This window comes from Halobellus ruber (assembly GCF_014212355.1).
In the GTDB taxonomy this organism is placed as follows: domain Archaea; phylum Halobacteriota; class Halobacteria; order Halobacteriales; family Haloferacaceae; genus Haloquadratum; species Haloquadratum rubrum.
The window spans coordinates 555,961-571,015 of the sequence record NZ_JACKXD010000002.1 but is presented as its reverse complement, the minus strand read 5'-3'; the positions used below and the strand labels follow the sequence as shown (position 1 = coordinate 571,015).

The 15,055-nt window shown below is 68.1% G+C and carries 11 protein-coding genes; 4 read left to right on the top strand and 7 right to left on the bottom strand.

Going from position 1 to position 15,055, the window contains the following annotated elements:
- Window positions 1-35: 35 nt before the first annotated feature.
- The 5 genes from H5V44_RS07810 to H5V44_RS07790 all read right to left on the bottom strand — a co-directional run bounded on the left by H5V44_RS07810 (window position 36) and on the right by H5V44_RS07790 (window position 6,386).
- Window positions 36-1,550 (bottom strand): class I adenylate-forming enzyme family protein, encoded by a 1,515-nt coding sequence (locus tag H5V44_RS07810; RefSeq protein WP_185192542.1) that lies wholly within the window; start codon window positions 1,548-1,550, stop codon window positions 36-38.
- Between the two features lie 89 nt (window positions 1,551-1,639).
- Window positions 1,640-2,374 carry an ATP-binding cassette domain-containing protein gene (locus H5V44_RS07805; RefSeq protein WP_185192541.1) on the bottom strand — a complete coding sequence of 245 codons (735 nt, stop codon included), beginning with the start codon at window positions 2,372-2,374 and terminating at the stop codon, window positions 1,640-1,642.
- Entirely contained in the window at window positions 2,371-3,126 is a 756-nt protein-coding gene (locus H5V44_RS07800; RefSeq protein WP_185192540.1) for an ABC transporter ATP-binding protein, read from the bottom strand. The genes H5V44_RS07805 and H5V44_RS07800 overlap by 4 nt, the downstream gene beginning before the upstream one ends.
- Window positions 3,123-5,057: an ABC transporter permease gene (locus H5V44_RS07795; RefSeq protein WP_185192539.1), complete on the bottom strand. Its 1,935-nt coding sequence runs from the start codon at window positions 5,055-5,057 to the stop codon at window positions 3,123-3,125. The genes H5V44_RS07800 and H5V44_RS07795 overlap by 4 nt, the downstream gene beginning before the upstream one ends.
- Window positions 5,058-5,060: 3 nt before the next feature.
- Window positions 5,061-6,386 carry an ABC transporter substrate-binding protein gene (locus H5V44_RS07790; RefSeq protein WP_185192538.1) on the bottom strand — a complete coding sequence of 442 codons (1,326 nt, stop codon included), beginning with the start codon at window positions 6,384-6,386 and terminating at the stop codon, window positions 5,061-5,063.
- Between the two features lie 29 nt (window positions 6,387-6,415).
- On the opposite strand from H5V44_RS07790, the gene H5V44_RS07785 reads away from it, so the two are divergent.
- The 4 genes from H5V44_RS07785 (at window position 6,416) to H5V44_RS07770 (ending at window position 11,636) form a co-directional block, all read left to right on the top strand.
- Complete coding sequence (locus H5V44_RS07785) at window positions 6,416-7,990, top strand: AMP-binding protein (RefSeq protein ID WP_185192537.1); 1,575 nt, start codon at window positions 6,416-6,418, stop codon at window positions 7,988-7,990.
- A gap of 64 nt (window positions 7,991-8,054) precedes the next feature.
- Entirely contained in the window at window positions 8,055-9,434 is a 1,380-nt protein-coding gene (locus H5V44_RS07780) for an FAD-binding oxidoreductase (RefSeq protein WP_185192536.1), read from the top strand.
- Window positions 9,435-9,509: 75 nt separating this feature from the next.
- Window positions 9,510-10,667: a thiamine pyrophosphate-dependent dehydrogenase E1 component subunit alpha gene (locus tag H5V44_RS07775; RefSeq protein WP_185192535.1), complete on the top strand. Its 1,158-nt coding sequence runs from the start codon at window positions 9,510-9,512 to the stop codon at window positions 10,665-10,667.
- Between the two features lie 3 nt (window positions 10,668-10,670).
- Window positions 10,671-11,636: an alpha-ketoacid dehydrogenase subunit beta gene (locus H5V44_RS07770; RefSeq protein ID WP_185192534.1), complete on the top strand. Its 966-nt coding sequence runs from the start codon at window positions 10,671-10,673 to the stop codon at window positions 11,634-11,636.
- A gap of 271 nt (window positions 11,637-11,907) precedes the next feature.
- Here H5V44_RS07770 and lpdA read toward each other — a convergent pair whose 3' ends face one another.
- Both lpdA and H5V44_RS07760 read right to left on the bottom strand, forming a co-directional pair.
- Complete coding sequence (gene lpdA / locus H5V44_RS07765) at window positions 11,908-13,332, bottom strand: dihydrolipoyl dehydrogenase (RefSeq protein ID WP_185192533.1); 1,425 nt, start codon at window positions 13,330-13,332, stop codon at window positions 11,908-11,910.
- Window positions 13,333-13,334: 2 nt separating this feature from the next.
- On the bottom strand, window positions 13,335-14,951 hold the full coding sequence (locus tag H5V44_RS07760) for a 2-oxo acid dehydrogenase subunit E2 (RefSeq protein WP_185192532.1): 1,617 nt from the start codon (window positions 14,949-14,951) through the stop codon (window positions 13,335-13,337).
- Between the last annotated feature and the right edge of the window lie 104 nt (window positions 14,952-15,055).

The following is a 15,055-nucleotide window of genomic DNA, read 5'->3' as shown; positions in this document are numbered from 1 at the left end:
CGGGTCCCCGCGGTGTTCTGCCGTTCCGAATCGGATCACTCCCCGACGCCGCTGCCGACCTCCGACTCGACTGCTTCGGTGATGCTCACCCGGTCGATCTTCCCGATCGGCGTCGTCGGCAGTTGTTCCACGAACCGGACGTGTCGCGGGTGTTTGAACGCGGCGTCGGTCTCGATGAACCACTCCTTCAGTTCCTCCTCGGAGAGCTCCTCGCCGTCTTCGAGCACGACGTTTGCGACCGGCACCTCCGATTTCCGCTCGTCGGGGATCGAGACCACCACCGCCTGTGAGACTGCGGGGTGTTGCTTCAGCGTCTCCTCGACGTCGGTGGGGTAGACGTTCTCGCCGCCGACGATCAGCATATTGTCCAGCCGGCCCGTGATGTGGAGGTAGCCCTCGTCGTCGAACATCCCCAGGTCCTCGGTGTGGATCCACCCCTCTTCGAAGACCTCCGCCTCGCGCTCCGGACGGTTGTGGTAGCCGGGCGTGAGCTTGTCGCCGGTGAGCATAATCTCGCCGATCTCGCCGACCGGCAGTTCCGCGCCGGAATCGGGATCGACGATCTTCGCGTCCGCGAGGTCGCCGATCACTTTCCCGGTTGAGTCCAGCGGCGCGTCGGCGTCGCCGAACTCGGTGATGGCGATCACCGCCATCGTCTCGGTGAGCCCGTACGCCTGGACCGGCTGGGCGCCGAGGTCGCGGAACTCCGCAGCCAGCTCCTCGGAGACGGTGTCGGCGCCGACGAAGATGTACTCCAGGCTACTCAGGTCGTACTCGTCGACGTCGTCGTGATGGACGAACTCGTAGCCCATCTGCGGTACCAGATCCATTCCCATCACCGACTCCCGTTCGACGAGTTCCAGCGCCTCGCCGGGGTCCCACCCGCTGCCGACGACCACCGTCCCGCCGCAGGAGAGGCGACTGAGCGTCATATCGATCCCGCCGGAGTGGTAAAACGGGAAGTAATGCAGGTTGCGGTCCTCGGGGCCGATCTTCCGGCCGACCGCGACGCCGACGCTCCCCGAGAGGGTGTGGTTCGTGTGTTTGACCCACTTCGGCCGGCCGGTGGTTCCGGCGGTATGGAGCAGGAGCGCGAGCTCGTCGTCGAGCCGCGGGGTCACGCCCGGATCCGCCGATTCGGGCAGGTGGGATTCGACGTCGCCGTCCGGCCCGGAGGTGAGCGCGTCGACCCCGTCGATCCCCCGGGCGACCGATTGCAGGTCCCCCCTGGATTCGTCGACCACGACGGTCCCTGCCTCGGCGTCGTCGACGAGGAACTCGATCGTGTCGTCGCCGAGCCGAACGTTTACGGGCGCGGCGGTCGCACCGACCTGCCACCCCGCCAGGATGAGCGAGAGCATCCGCGTGGAGTTGCCCATCAGCAGCGCGAACCGGTCGTCGACGCCGATCCCCAGGTCGCCCAGCGCCGCCGCGTACCGGTCCACCCGGTCGTAGAGGTCGCCGTAGGTGACCTCCTCCTCGACAGTGACGACCGCGGGCGTGTCAGCGTACGCGTCGGCAACGAAGCGGAGCCTGTTAACGATGTTCATAATTACCAAGCGAACGGTCAACCGCATCCCACCTTAATGCTTCGCCGGCGGTCCGGGCGGACGCCGTGAACGCCCTCGGCGACTCCCCCCTACACCGAGAGGTTCATCCCGGCGCCGACGCCGAGGTGCCTCTCCATCACGTCCTCCGCCTCCCGGAGCTCCGGGGTCGTCCCGTCGAAGACGTTCTGTCCCTTGTTGATGACGTAGTGGCGGTCGGCGACCGCCATCGCGGCCCTGACGTTCTGCTCGACGAGCAGGATCGTGACGCCCTCCTCGCTGATCGTCTCGACCACCTCGATGACGTCCTCGACGATCTGCGGCGCCAGCCCCTCGGTGGGTTCGTCCAACAGGAGAAGTTTCGTCCGGCCGAGGAGCGCCCGTGCGATGACCAGCATCTGCTGTTCGCCGCCGCTGAGATGCGACCCGTTGTAGGAGCGCCGGTCGGCCAGCCGGGGGAACAGCTCGAACACCTCATCGAGGCTGAGCGTCCCCTCGCCGCCGCTTTTGAGCTGACCCATCCGGAGGTTCTCGTCGACGGTGAGGTCCGGGAACGCCTGCCGTTCCTCGGGCACGTACCGGATCCCCCGGTTCACGGTCTCGTAGTCGGGGTACCCGGTGATGTCCTCGCCGTCGAAGGTGATCGTGCCCGCGGTGGGCGTGAGGATGCCGAGGATCGCCCGCAGGGTCGTGGTCTTGCCGGCCCCGTTGCGCCCGACCAGGGAGACGACCTCGCCGCGGTCGACCGACAACGAGAGGTCCCTGAGGATCCGGCTTTGGCCGTAGGCGGCGTCGATGCCGTCGACGTCGAGCAGGCGGTCGCTCACAGCTCCGCACCTCCCAGATAGGCCCGCTGAACCTCCTCGTCGGCGCTGACCTCCTCGGGCGACCCCTCGGAGATGACCGCGCCGCCCTGGAGGACGGTGATCGTATCGGAGATGCTCATCACGATCTCGAGGTCGTGTTCGATCAACATGAGTGTGAACCCGCGTTCCTCGGAAAGTCGCTGGACGAGCTGGATGGTCGAGACGGTGTCTTCCCGACCCATCCCGGCGGTCGGCTCGTCGAGCATCAGGAGGTCGGGGTCGGTCGCCATCGTGATCCCGATCTCCAGTTTCCTGCGGTCACCGTAGGCGAACTCGCTCGCCCGCTGTTCGGCCCGGTCGGCCAGCCCGATGTCCTCTAAGATCCCGTCCGCCCGTTCCTCGGGCGCCGCGAGGCGGTCGGCCGACCGCCACATCGACCCGGCGCCGGCCTCCCCGTACTGTGCCGCGATCCGGACGTTCTCGAGGGCGGTCAGCCCGTCGAAGACGTCCGTGATCTGGAACGACCGCGCGAGCCCGTGACGGGCCACCTTGTGCGGCGGCAGGCCGGTGATGTCGTCGCCGTTGAACGTCACCGTGCCCTCCGTCGGCTCCAACATTCCGGTGATGACGTTGAAAAGCGTTGACTTGCCGGCGCCGTTCGGCCCGATGACAGAGTGCGTCGACCCGTCCTCGACCGCGAGGTCGATGTCGTCGTTCGCGACGAGGCTGGCGAACCGCTTCGTCAGCCCGTCGGTCTCGAGGATGGCGCTCATTCGGGCTCACCCCCGTCGCGGGCGGGCGTCTGCTCCGGGGCGGCCGTGGGGCCGCCGCCGGATCCCGCCCGGTCGCGGAGCCGCTCGATCAGCGACTGATACACCGTGACCAGCCCGCGCGGCGCGGCCATGATCGTCAGCACGAGCAGCAGTCCGAGCACGAACCGCCACTGGTCGGTGTACGACGAGAGGATCTCGCTGAGCGCAACGAACGCCGCACCCCCGATCATCGGCCCGAACAGGGTGCCCATCCCGCCGAACATCATCGCGATGACGACGTCGCCGGAGACGACCCAGAACAGGGTCGAGGGGCTGACGAACGTCTGGTAGGCCGCGAGCAGCGCCCCCGCGAGCCCGCCGATCGCGCCCGAGATGGCGAACGCGCGGCGCTTGAACGTGTTCGTATCGTATCCGAGAAAGGAGACCCGCCGCTCGCTTTCGCGGATCGCGGTGACGATCCGGCCGAACGGCGAGTCGAGGAACCGCACTGCGCCGGCGTAGACGCCGACCGCGACGAGCAACGAGACGTAGTAGAAGATCACCGTGTTGCCGAGGTTGACGAGCCCGAGTCCGAAAAGCTCCATCGACGGGATCGAGAGCCCGTCGCTGCCGCCGGTCACGACGTCCCAGGTCAGCGCCAGCTGGTAGAACATCTGAGCGAACGCCAGCGTGATCATCGCGAAGAACACCCCGGAGAGCCGGATCGACATCACGCCGATGATGTAGGCGACGATGGCGCTGAGCACGATCGAGACCGCCGCCGCAAGCAGGAAGGAGTTGTAGACGTTCAGCACGGTCAGCCCCGTGACGTAGGCGCCGATACCGAAGAAGGCGGCGTGGCCGAACGAGAGCAGCCCCATATACCCCATCACCATATCCAGGCTGAGCGCCAGGATCGCCCAGATGAACATCAGGGAGAGCAGGCCCACGAAAAAGGAGGAATAGAACGTGCCGATCCCCAGCGGGACCACCGCGAGCACGGCGATCAGGCCGAGCACGCGCCGGTCGGTCACGGGAACCGGGTCGATGATCTCGCTGAACGTCACCTTCGTGGACTCGCTGCGGACCTCGTACTCCCCGAGCAGCCCCTGCGGCCGGAGCAGCAGGACGCCGATCATCAGGATGTAGATGGTAAAGCCCGTGAGCTGTGGCAGAAACACGGTCCCGAGCGACTGGAGCAGTCCGATGAGGAGCGCCGCAACGACCGACCCCCGAAAGCTCCCCAGTCCGCCGACGACGACGGTGATGAACGCGACGATCAGGATCGAATCGCCCATCGTCGGGGAGACGTTGAGGAACGGCCCCGCGAGCACGCCCGCGACCCCCGCCAGGATCGACGCGAGGACGAACACGAGCGTGAAGTAATTGGAGACGTTGACCCCCATAATCCGGACCGTGTCGGGGCTCTGTGCGCCGCCACGGACGATCAGCCCGAAGTCCGTCTTCTCGAACAGGAGCCAGATGCCGAGCGCGACCGCCGCGCCCGCGACGATCAGGAACAGCTTGTACCGCGGGTAGAAGATCGGTCCCAACTCCATCGCTCCCGAGAGGATCTCCGGCGCCGAGAACTGCTGGGGCCCCTTCCCCCAGATCAACTCCACGGCGTCGGCGATCATCAGCGCCAGGCCGAACGTGAGGATGATGTGGTACAGCGGATCCCGGTCGTAGATGCGGTGCAGCGTCGTCCGTTCGAGGAGTCCGCCGACGACGCCGACGATCAGCGGCGCCACGATCAGCGCGACCCAGAAACTGCCCGCGAAGTTGAACACTGACAGGCCGACGTACGCGCCGAGCATATACAGCGCCCCGTGGCCGAAGTTGATGATGTCCGTCATCCCGAAGATGACAGACAGCCCCGAGGCGATGAGCAGATAGAGGACGCCCAGGGCGATCCCGTTGAGCAGTTGTAAAGCGAGGAGAGTGAGGTTCATTCCTTAGAACTCACAGCCGACGTCGCTGCAGGGCTGGATCGCATCCTCCGAGGAAACCGTCTGGAGCACGTCCATACTCGGCCACTCGTAGTCGGCGGGTTCGACGATCTCGCCGATCGAGACCGGGTGGATCGCCTGGTGGTCACACTCCCGGTAGCGGGTGGTCCCCATCGGCGCCTCGAACTCGATGTCCGGCTGGGCGTCGATAACGGCGTCGGTCCCGGTGCCGCCGGCCTGTTCGGCGGCGAGGGCGTACATCTGGACGTTGGTCCACCCGTCGTGGGCGAACGCGTCGGGCGCCGAGCCGTGCATCTCGGTGAAATCGGAGACGAACTGCTGGTTGACCTCGCTGTCGAAGCCTTCGAAGTATCTGATGGACGCGAAGGTCCCGATCGCGGCCTCGCCGGCGGCCCGCCGGATGAACTGGAAGGAGTTGACGGGGCTGACGATGGTGGTGTTGTTCTTCAACCCGTAGCTTTGGGCCTGCTTCAGGAAGTTCACCGCGTCGCCGCCGTTGAGTCCGGTCAGGACCCACTCGGCGTCGGAAGCGGCGATCTCGCTGATGTACGACGAGAAGTCGCTGGCGCCGAGTTGGCTGGTCGTGCTTCCGACGACGTTGATGCCGTCGGCGGCGTTTCTGGCTTCCCGTTCCCAGGCGTTCGCGACCGAGTTCCCCCACAGGTAGTCGGCGTTGTGGATCCAGAAGTTCGTGCCGAACCGGTCGACGGCCCACGGCGCCCCCGAGGTCGCCATCTGGGTCGCGCGGGTGGTGTAGCGGAACGTGGTCCGTCGGCAGTTCTCGCCGGTGATCTGGTCGGCGGCGACCACCGGATAGTAGGGGACGTTGACCTCGGCGGCGTAGTCGGCGACCGCCGCCCCGACCGCCGAGGAGATGGCGCCGAACAGGACGTCGGCGCCGTCGTCCTCGATCAGCTTCCGGGCCTTCTGGTTCCCGGTCTGGGGGTCGGCCTGGGTGTCCTCTCCGACGATCTCGACTTCGGTCCCGTTGATGCCGCCGTTCCCGTTGATCTGTTCGACCGCGAGGTTGTTGCCCTGCCGCATCAACTGTGCCAGCCCGCCGTAGGGGCCCGTCAGCGGGTAGAGCGCGCCGAGGGTGATCCCAGCGTCGCTGGACCCCGCGTCGGTGGCCGTGCCGCCGGACTCCGTCTCCGTGGAGCCGCTGCCGCCGGAGTCGGAGCCACCGCCATCGCCGTCGGAGCCGCCTCCGCCGCCGGCACAACCGGCGAGTGCGACCGCGCCGGCCGCACCGACCGTTCGAAGGAACGTTCGTCGACTACCGCCCCTGTCGCTACCGGTATTGCGAGGCATGCGTGAGGTGATCATACCCACGTATATATGTGTTTGGGTATAATAATGATAGATTCCCGGGATGGGGCCGCTCCCATCGCCTCGAGAGGAAAGTTAACCTGCGGTACTGTCGCATTCACGGAGCGAACGTCCTACACCGGCTCCGATACGTCGCCGACGCCGCCATAGACCGGACGGCCGTCGCAAGCGTCGATGGGGAGCTGACCTACGAGGAGTTCTACGACCGCGTGGATCGGGACGACGCCGCCCTCGGACGGCTGGGGATCGAACCGGGCGACCGGTTTGGCCTCGTGATGGGCAATTCGATCCGGACGCTCTGTACCCTGTTCGCCGGGTGGCAGCGCGGTGCGGTCCCCACACCCGTGAACACCCGGCTCGACGACGCGACCGCGGCGGCGCTGCTCGGTACGGCCGGCGCGGGTACGGTCGTTCTCGACGGCGACTCCGCCGACCGGCGGGAGGCGTTCGCGGACGCCGGTCACGAACTCGTGCGCTCGGCCAGCGACGCCGACGAGTTCGACAGTTACGTCCCCGGGGAGGCCACGACCGAGGTCGAGCCCCGTCTGGACGGCGACGACGCGCTATTTCTCCACACCGGCGGGACCACCGGCCGCCCCAGGTGGGTCCGGATCACCCACGGCAACCTCGCGGCCCAGTTGGGCCAGGGGCTCGACGGAACCGACCGGAGCCTCCACTACTACCCGCTGTATCACTCCGGCGGCATCGACGTGACGCCGTGTCGCCTGCTCTGCGGCGGAACCGTCGTGATCGGCCGCGGGTGGGATCCCGGCGAGGCCCCGGCGACGATCGAGCGCCACGCCGTCGACGGGATCACCGTCGTCCCGCAGATGGGATACGAACTCGTCCACCACGACCTCGACGACTACGACCTCTCCAGTCCGGAATACTTCATCGTCGGCTCCGACACGGTGACCGAGGAGTTGGCCGCGACGTTCCGGGAGTTGGGTGCCCAACCGATGCAGGCGTACGGGCCGACGGAGACGATGGCGGTGATCGCCGTCACCGAGTTCGGCGACACCGACTGTCCGCTCGACTCCACCGGGGAGGTCATCGAGGGGGTCGCGCGGGTCCGGATCGTCGACCCCGAGACCGGCGATCCGGTCGAGCGCGGCGCGGCCGGGGAGATCCTCGTCCGCGGCGACAAGGTGACCCCGGGCTACCACGACCGGCCCGACGCCGAGGCCGAGACTTTCGAGAGCGGGTGGCTCCACACCGACGACCTCGGCCGGGTCGACGACGAGGGGTACCTCTACATCACGGGCCGGCTGGACAATCTGCTGATCGTCGGCGGCGAGAACGTCTACCCCACCGACGTCGAGGAGACGCTTGCAGCGCACCCGGCGGTCGCGCAGGCCGTCGTCGTCGGCCGCCCCGACGAACGCAGGGGGGAGATCCCGGTGGCGAACGTGGTGCTGGAGGACGGCGAGGACCTCTCGAAGGCGGAACTCACGGAGTGGTTCATCGAGCGCGACGCCGCGTTCAAACACCCGCGGGAGGTCCGCTTTGCGGGGTCGCTGCCGAAGACGCCGGTCGGCAAGATCGACCGGTCGACGCTGTCCGAACGGGTTCGCGACGGGGACTGACCGCTCGGGGGAGGCAGCCGCCCCCCGACGACAGAATTTTATTGCGGGTCGCGGAAGGCTGCCTATGTCACGCGACTGCTCGTTCCTGCGTGATCTCCCGCTCTCGGCGGAGCAGGTGAGTTTCGCGACGGAGGACAGAGCCGAGTTCGGGACCGACTACGGCGTCGTCGAAGCCGACGCCAGCCCGCCGGACGCGGTGGTGTACCCCGAATCGACGGAGGACGTGTCGGTCACCCTGGCTGCAGCCAACGAGCGTGACGTGCCCGTGACGCCGTACGCCGCCGGATCGAGCACCGAGGGCAACGCGGTGCCCGTGGCGGGCGGCATCACCCTGTCGATGGAGCGGCTGGATTCGATCCTCGGGTTCCGGCCGGACGATATGCAGGTCGACGTCCAGCCGGGCGTCGTCGGCGAGGAGATGGACGCCCACGTCGCCGACGAGGGGCTGTTCTTCCCGGCGTTCCCACAGTCGGCGGCGTTCTCGACGGTCGGGGGGATGATCGCCAACGACGCAAGCGGGATCCGCGCGGTGAAGTACGGCGAGGTCCGCGAGTGGGTGCTCGAACTCGAAGTCGTGAAAGCCGACGGAACGGTGATCGAGGTCGGGACGAAAGCCCGGAAGACCTCCGCGGGCTACAACTTGCTTGACCTGATCGTCGGCAGCGAGGGCACCCTCGGGGTCGTGACGCGGGCGACGATGGACCTGGCAGTCGCGCCCGCACGGACGCTCGGCGGCCGCGCGACCTTCGACGACCTCGACGACGCGGCGGCCGCGATCACCGAGGCCGTCAGGGCTGGCGTCGACGTGGCGACGATCGAACTCATCGACCCGCTGACCGCCGAGATCGCGAACAGCTACACCGACGCGGGGTTGCCCCCGGTCCCGATGGTGTTCTTCGAGCTCCACGGCCGCGGCGTCGACCGCGAGGCCGAGGTGCTCTCGGGGATATTCGAGCGTCACGGCGCCCGACGGATCGAAACCAGCGAGGACGACGAGGAGATGACCGACCTGTGGCGCGCCCGCCGGGAGATCGGCCGGGCGCTGCCGGAGTACGACCCCGACCGCGTGCTCGACGTCGTCGGGGACGTGACCGTCCCGATCGGCTCCTACCCGGAGATGATCCGGTTCATCGGCGAGGTCGGAGACGAATACGGGATCCCGATCCCCGCGTTCGGCCACGCGGGCGACGGCAACGCCCACTACGCCATCCTGGTGAACCGCGACGACCCCGAGGAGGTCGACCGCGCCCACGAGGCCGCCGAGACGATCGTTCGGGGGGCGATCGACCGCGGCGGCACCTGCACGGGGGAACACGGCGTCGGCGTCGGAAAGCGCGGGTACCTCACCCGCGAGTACGACCCCGCGGTGCTGTCGACGATGCGGGACGTGAAGGAGGCTCTCGACCCCAACGGGATCCTGAACCCCGGGAAGATCTTCGAGTAGGCGCCAGGAATCGCGGGGACGGGGCACGCGGAGTACCAAGATTTATGTTCGGCTTCGGCGACGAACGAACGACGTATGAACGAGGCCCCCAGACCGGAACCGCCGGGTTCGATCGACCCCGAGGTGGGGTCGATCTCGCAGGCGGATCTGACGGTCGACACGTACCAGGTGATCGACGCCGACGGGTCCTACGACACCGAGCGACTGCCGGACCTCACCGAAGAGCAGTTCCAGGACCTCTACCGGTGGATGCTCCTGCAACGGACCTACGACGAACGCGGGACCAAACTCCAGCGCCGCGGCCGGCTCGGTACGTTCGTCTCCGGGAAGGGTCAGGAGGGCGCGATCGTCGGCAGCGGGTTCGCACTGCAGGATCAGGATTGGGTGTTCCCGTACGGCCGCGCGGCCGGCACGCTGTTGATGCACGGCCTGTCGTTGCGTGACATCCTGCTGTACTGGCGGGGGGTCGAGGACGCCTCCCGGATGAAGGGCGCGAACGTCTACGGCTTCGCGATCTCCATCGGGTCGCACATCCCCGTCGTGACCGGCGCGGGGTGGGCGATGAAGCTCGACGGCCGGGATTCGATCGCGTTCGCGAGCCTCGGCGACGGCGCCACCTCGACGGGCGCGTTCCACGAGGGGATGAACTTCGCGGGCGTCCTCGACGTCCCGGCGGTGTTCTTCTGTCACAACAACCAGTACGCCATCTCGCTGCCCTTCGAGAAACAGACCGCCGCCGACACTGTCGCCCAGAAGGCGCTCGCCTACGGGATGGACGGCATCCGCGTCGACGGCAACGACGTCTTGGCCGTCTACAACGCCGTCGCGGAGGCACGGCGGCGTGCGCTGGCGGGGGACCCCGTGCTGGTCGAGGCGGTCACCTACCGCCGGGCGGCCCACACCACGAGCGACGACCCGACGCGGTACCGGAGCGACGAGGAGGTCGAAGACTGGGAGCGGCGCGACCCGCTTGAGCGCTACGAGACGTTCCTCCGGGACGCCGGGTTCTGGGAGGGGATCGACGAGGAAGCCATCCGCGAGGAGGTCGAAGCCGAGTTCTCCGCGGCGGTCGACGCCGCCGACGCCTTCGAGGAGCGCAACGTCGAGGAGATGTTCGCGTACATCCACGAGGAGATGCCGCCGGAGGTCCGCCGGCAGTACGAGGAGTACGCGGCGTTCCTGGAGGACCACCCGGAGATGGACGACTACATCGAACAGCGGCCGAAGGGGTAATCCATGCAGGCAACCATCGTCGAGGCGCTCAACGACGCACTGCACGAGGAGATGGACAACGACGACCGGACCATCGTGTTCGGCCAGGACGTTGCCGAGTCCGGCGGCGTCTTCCGCGTCACGGAGGATCTGCTTGAAACGTACGGCGAGAAGCGGGTTCTCGACACGCCGCTGTCGGAGATTGCGATCGTCGGCGGGGCGATCGGGCTGGCAACCTTCGGCTACCGTCCGGTCGCGGAGATCCAGTTTTCGGGCTTTCTGCCGCCCGCGTTCGACCAGTTGGTGACCAACGCCAGCCGGATCCGGTGGCGGACCCGCGGGGAGCTCACCGCGCCGATGGTGGTCCGGACGCCGTACGGCGCGGGCGTCCGGGCGCTCGAGCACCACTCCGAGAGCCTGGAGGCCGCCTACGCGCACATCCCGGGGCTGAAGCTCGTGATCCCGAGCACCCCCCACGACGCGAAGGGGCTGCTCGTCTCGGCCATCCGCGACCCCGACCCCGTCCTCTTTTTCGAGCCGAAGCACGTCTACCGCTCGTTCCGCGAGGAAGTACCCGAAGGGAGCTACACCGAACCGCTCGGCGAGGCCGCCGTCCGCGAGGAGGGCGAGGACGTGACCGTGATCTCCTGGGGTGCGATGATGCACCAGACGCGGGAGGCGGTCGATCAACTGGACGTCGATTGTGAGGTGATCGACCTCCGGTCGATCTCGCCGCTCGACAGGGAGACGGTGCTCGAGTCCGTAAAGAAGACCGGCCGGTGCGTGATCGTCCACGAGGCGCCGAAGACCGGCGGGTTCGCCGGGGAACTCGTCGCGACGATCAACGACGAGGCGCTGATGTATCTGGAGGCGCCGATCGAGCGGGTCACCGGCTTCGACGTGCCGGTGCCGCTGCTGTCGATGGAGGACTACTACATCCCGCACCCGCCGCGGATCGCCGCGGCCATAGAGGACGTTATCGAGTACTGACCGCTGCAGCGGGCTCGATCTATTTCGTCGACTTCGACGACGAACGAACGAGTTTGGTTCGGCGAATACCGTCAACAGATCGGTAGCGGGCGGGACTGGAAGGGGCCGCGTTCTCGCTGATCGAGACGACGCAAGCACCGCAGGAGCGAGCGTAGCGAGCGACGAGGCGCGCAGCGAGTCGCAGTCAGCGAGAACGCGGGGGCTTCCCGGATATTCACGTCTCCGGTCGTACAATTCAATGTTGGACTAAACCCGACGGAAAAACGGCTGATTACCGGTTCAGCGTGTGGATCGCCTGCTCCATCGCGTTCTCGGCGGCCTCCATCGTCGCCTCCGACAGCGTCGGGTGGGTGTGGATGGTGCTGGCGACGTCCTCGATCGTCGCACCCAGTTCGATCGCCAGCCCGAGCTCCGCGATCAGTTCGGAGGCCTCCGGGGCCACGATCTGTGCGCCGAGCAGGAACCCGGTCTCCCCGTCGCCGACGAGGCGGACGAAGCCCTCCGATTCGTTCATCGTGAGCGCCCGGCCGCTGGCGCGCATCGGCATCTCCCCGACCACGGGGTCGTAGCCGGCGTCGGCGGCCTCGGATTCGGTCATCCCGACGGTCCCGATCTCGGGGTCGGTGAAGACTGCGGCGGGGATGGCCTGGTGGTCGAGCGCGGCGGGTTCGCCCGCGGTCGTTTCGGCGGCGACGACGCCCTCGGCGCTGGCCTTGTGCGCGAGCATCGGCTCGCCGGCGACGTCGCCGACGGCGTAGATGTGGTCGACCTCGGTCCGGGCCCGGTCGTCGGTCGCGAGAAAGCCGTTTTCGTCGGGTTCGAGCCCGATCGTATCGAGTTCGAGCGTGTCGGTGACGGGCTCGCGGCCGACCGCGACGAGCACCTTGTCGGCGTCGTAACTGGCGGTTTCGCCCTCGTCGGTCTCGGTCACGACCTCGATTCCGTCTCCGGTCTCGTGCCACTCGCTTGCGCCCTCGCCAAACTGGAAGTCGACGCCCAGATCCGCCGCACGGGAGCGGACGACCCGCGTGACGTCCTCGTCGTACGCCGGGAGCGCGGAGTCGAGCATCTCGACGACGGTCACGTCGGCACCGACCTTCGCGAACGTCGTCGACAGCTCCATTCCGATGTAGCCCGCGCCGACGACCACCAGTTCGTCGGGGACCGCCTCGGCCGCGAGCGCGTCCTTCGAGGCCCACACGGGCTCGTCGGCGAAGGAGAACCCGGGGATCTCCAGCGGCCGCGAGCCGGTGGCGACGATGCACTCTTCGAACTCGACGGATTCCATCCCCTGGCCCTCGCCGCCGTGGGCGATGCGGGCAGTGTGGTCGTCTTTGAACGCCGCGGTTCCCTCCAGCAGGTGGACGCCGTTGGCCTTACACAGCTTCTCGACGCCGCTTGTCAGCTGGTCGACGACGTCGTCCTTCCAGGCGGCCAGCCCGGCCATATCGACCGCGGGGTCGGCGTGGATCCCCATCGCCTCCGCGTTGCCGGCCTCGTGTGCGAGGTCGGCGGCGGTGATGAACGCCTTCGATGGGATGCAGCCGTGGTTCAGGCAGGTGCCGCCGTAGGCGTCCCTCTCGACGAGCGTGACGTCGAGGTCGTGCTGTGCGGCGCGGATGGCGGCCACGTAGCCGCCCGGTCCGCCGCCGATCACCAGTACGTCGGTCCCGGTCGCAACGTCTCCCATTACCATCGTTACTCCAACAGAAGCAGGTCGGGGTCGTGAAGGTACTGTTTTACTTTGTTCGTGAACCGCGCCGCGATCGCGCCGTCGACGATCCGGTGGTCGACCGACGCCGAGATGGTGAGGATCTCCCGCGGCACGACCTCGCCCTCGTGAACGGCTGGCTTCTCCTTGATCTCGCCGAGCGCCAGAATCCCCGCCTCGGGGTAGTTGATGATCGGCGAGGCGTGCTCGCCACCGACCGCGCCCAGGTTCGTGATCGTGAACGTGCTGCCCCGGAGTTCGTCGACCGAGATCGTGCGATCGCGGGCGCGCTTCGCGAGGTCCTGGACCTCCCGGGCGATCTCGAGCAGCCCCTTCCGATCGGCGTTCTCGACGACCGGGACCATCAACCCGGCGTCGGTTGCGACCGCGATCCCGATGTGGTACTCGTCGTGGAGGACGATCTCCTCGGCCTCCTCGTCGAGTTGGGAGTTCATATACGGCTCCGCCCTCAGCCCCGCGATGACCGCTTTGATGACGAACGGGAGGTACGTGAGGGTGACGCCGGAGTCGTCGGCGACTTCCTTGAGCCGGGTTCGGGTCTCGACCAGATCGGTCACGTCGACCTCGTCGTGGTGGCTGACGTGCGGCGCGGTGTACTTCGATTCGGCCATCCGATCGCCGATGGTCCGGCGGATGCCGGTGTACGGAACCCGATCGCCGGGTCGAGGGCCGGACTCCTCCGCGGCCGTGGTCGCCTCCACGTCGGTTCCGGGTGTCGCCTCCGCGTCGGTCTCGGGTGCCGTCTCCCCGTCGACTGTGGATTCCGTCCCCGCCGACGCCGACGACTCGGGTGCCGAGGCTGTCGGCAGCGTCGCTCCCTCCGGTGTCGCCTCTCTCCCCGCGTCGGCGTAGGATCGGACGTCCGCGGGCGTCACGAACGCCTCGCCGTCGCGCTCCTCGCTTGCAGGCACCGCGTCGAGGTCGACGCCCTCCTCCCGTGCGAGCTGCCGGGTCGCGGGCATCGCGAGCGTCCGGTCGCGGTCGGCACGGGAGCGGCCGGCGGCGCCGGACTGGATCGACTCGCTTGTGCCGTTGGTGCTCGCCCCGGCGGTGACCGTTCCGTCGCCAGGACTCTCCCTGGAGCCGTCATCGGCAGCCGCCCCGGACCCGGCGCCCGCAGCGGCCTCCACGTCAGCCTCGGTGATCCGCCCGCCCGGACCGCTGCCCGCGACGTTCCCGAGGTCGACGCCCTCCGCCCGCGCGAGCCGGCGGACCCGCGGCGGGGCGAACACGCGACCGTCGGGGACCGCCGCGTCGTCGGTCGGATCGCCACCCACGGCGCCGGCGGAGCCCTCATCCGCCGCCCCCGCCGTTGCTGTATCGTCGCCCGCGGCGTCGTCCTCGTCGGTCTCGAAGACGACGAAGACCTCGCCCACCGGCACCATCTCCCCCTCCTCGGCGCGCAGTTCGGAGACGACGCCGTCGTAGGCCGAGGGGATCTCGACCATCGCCTTGTCGGTCTCCACCTCGGCGATGGGCTGGTCCTCCTCGACGCGCTCGCCCGCCTCGACGAGCCAGGTCACGAGCTCCCCCTCGGCGACGCCCTCGCCGACGTCGGGCAGCGCGAACTCTTTGAGTGCCATCTTCGCTTCCCATCTCCGCCGCGACCACTATACGTCCTTCGGTGGTCGGCGTGAAGAGAGCGGCGTGACGACACCGGGGACCGATAGCGACCGCCGTTCATCAT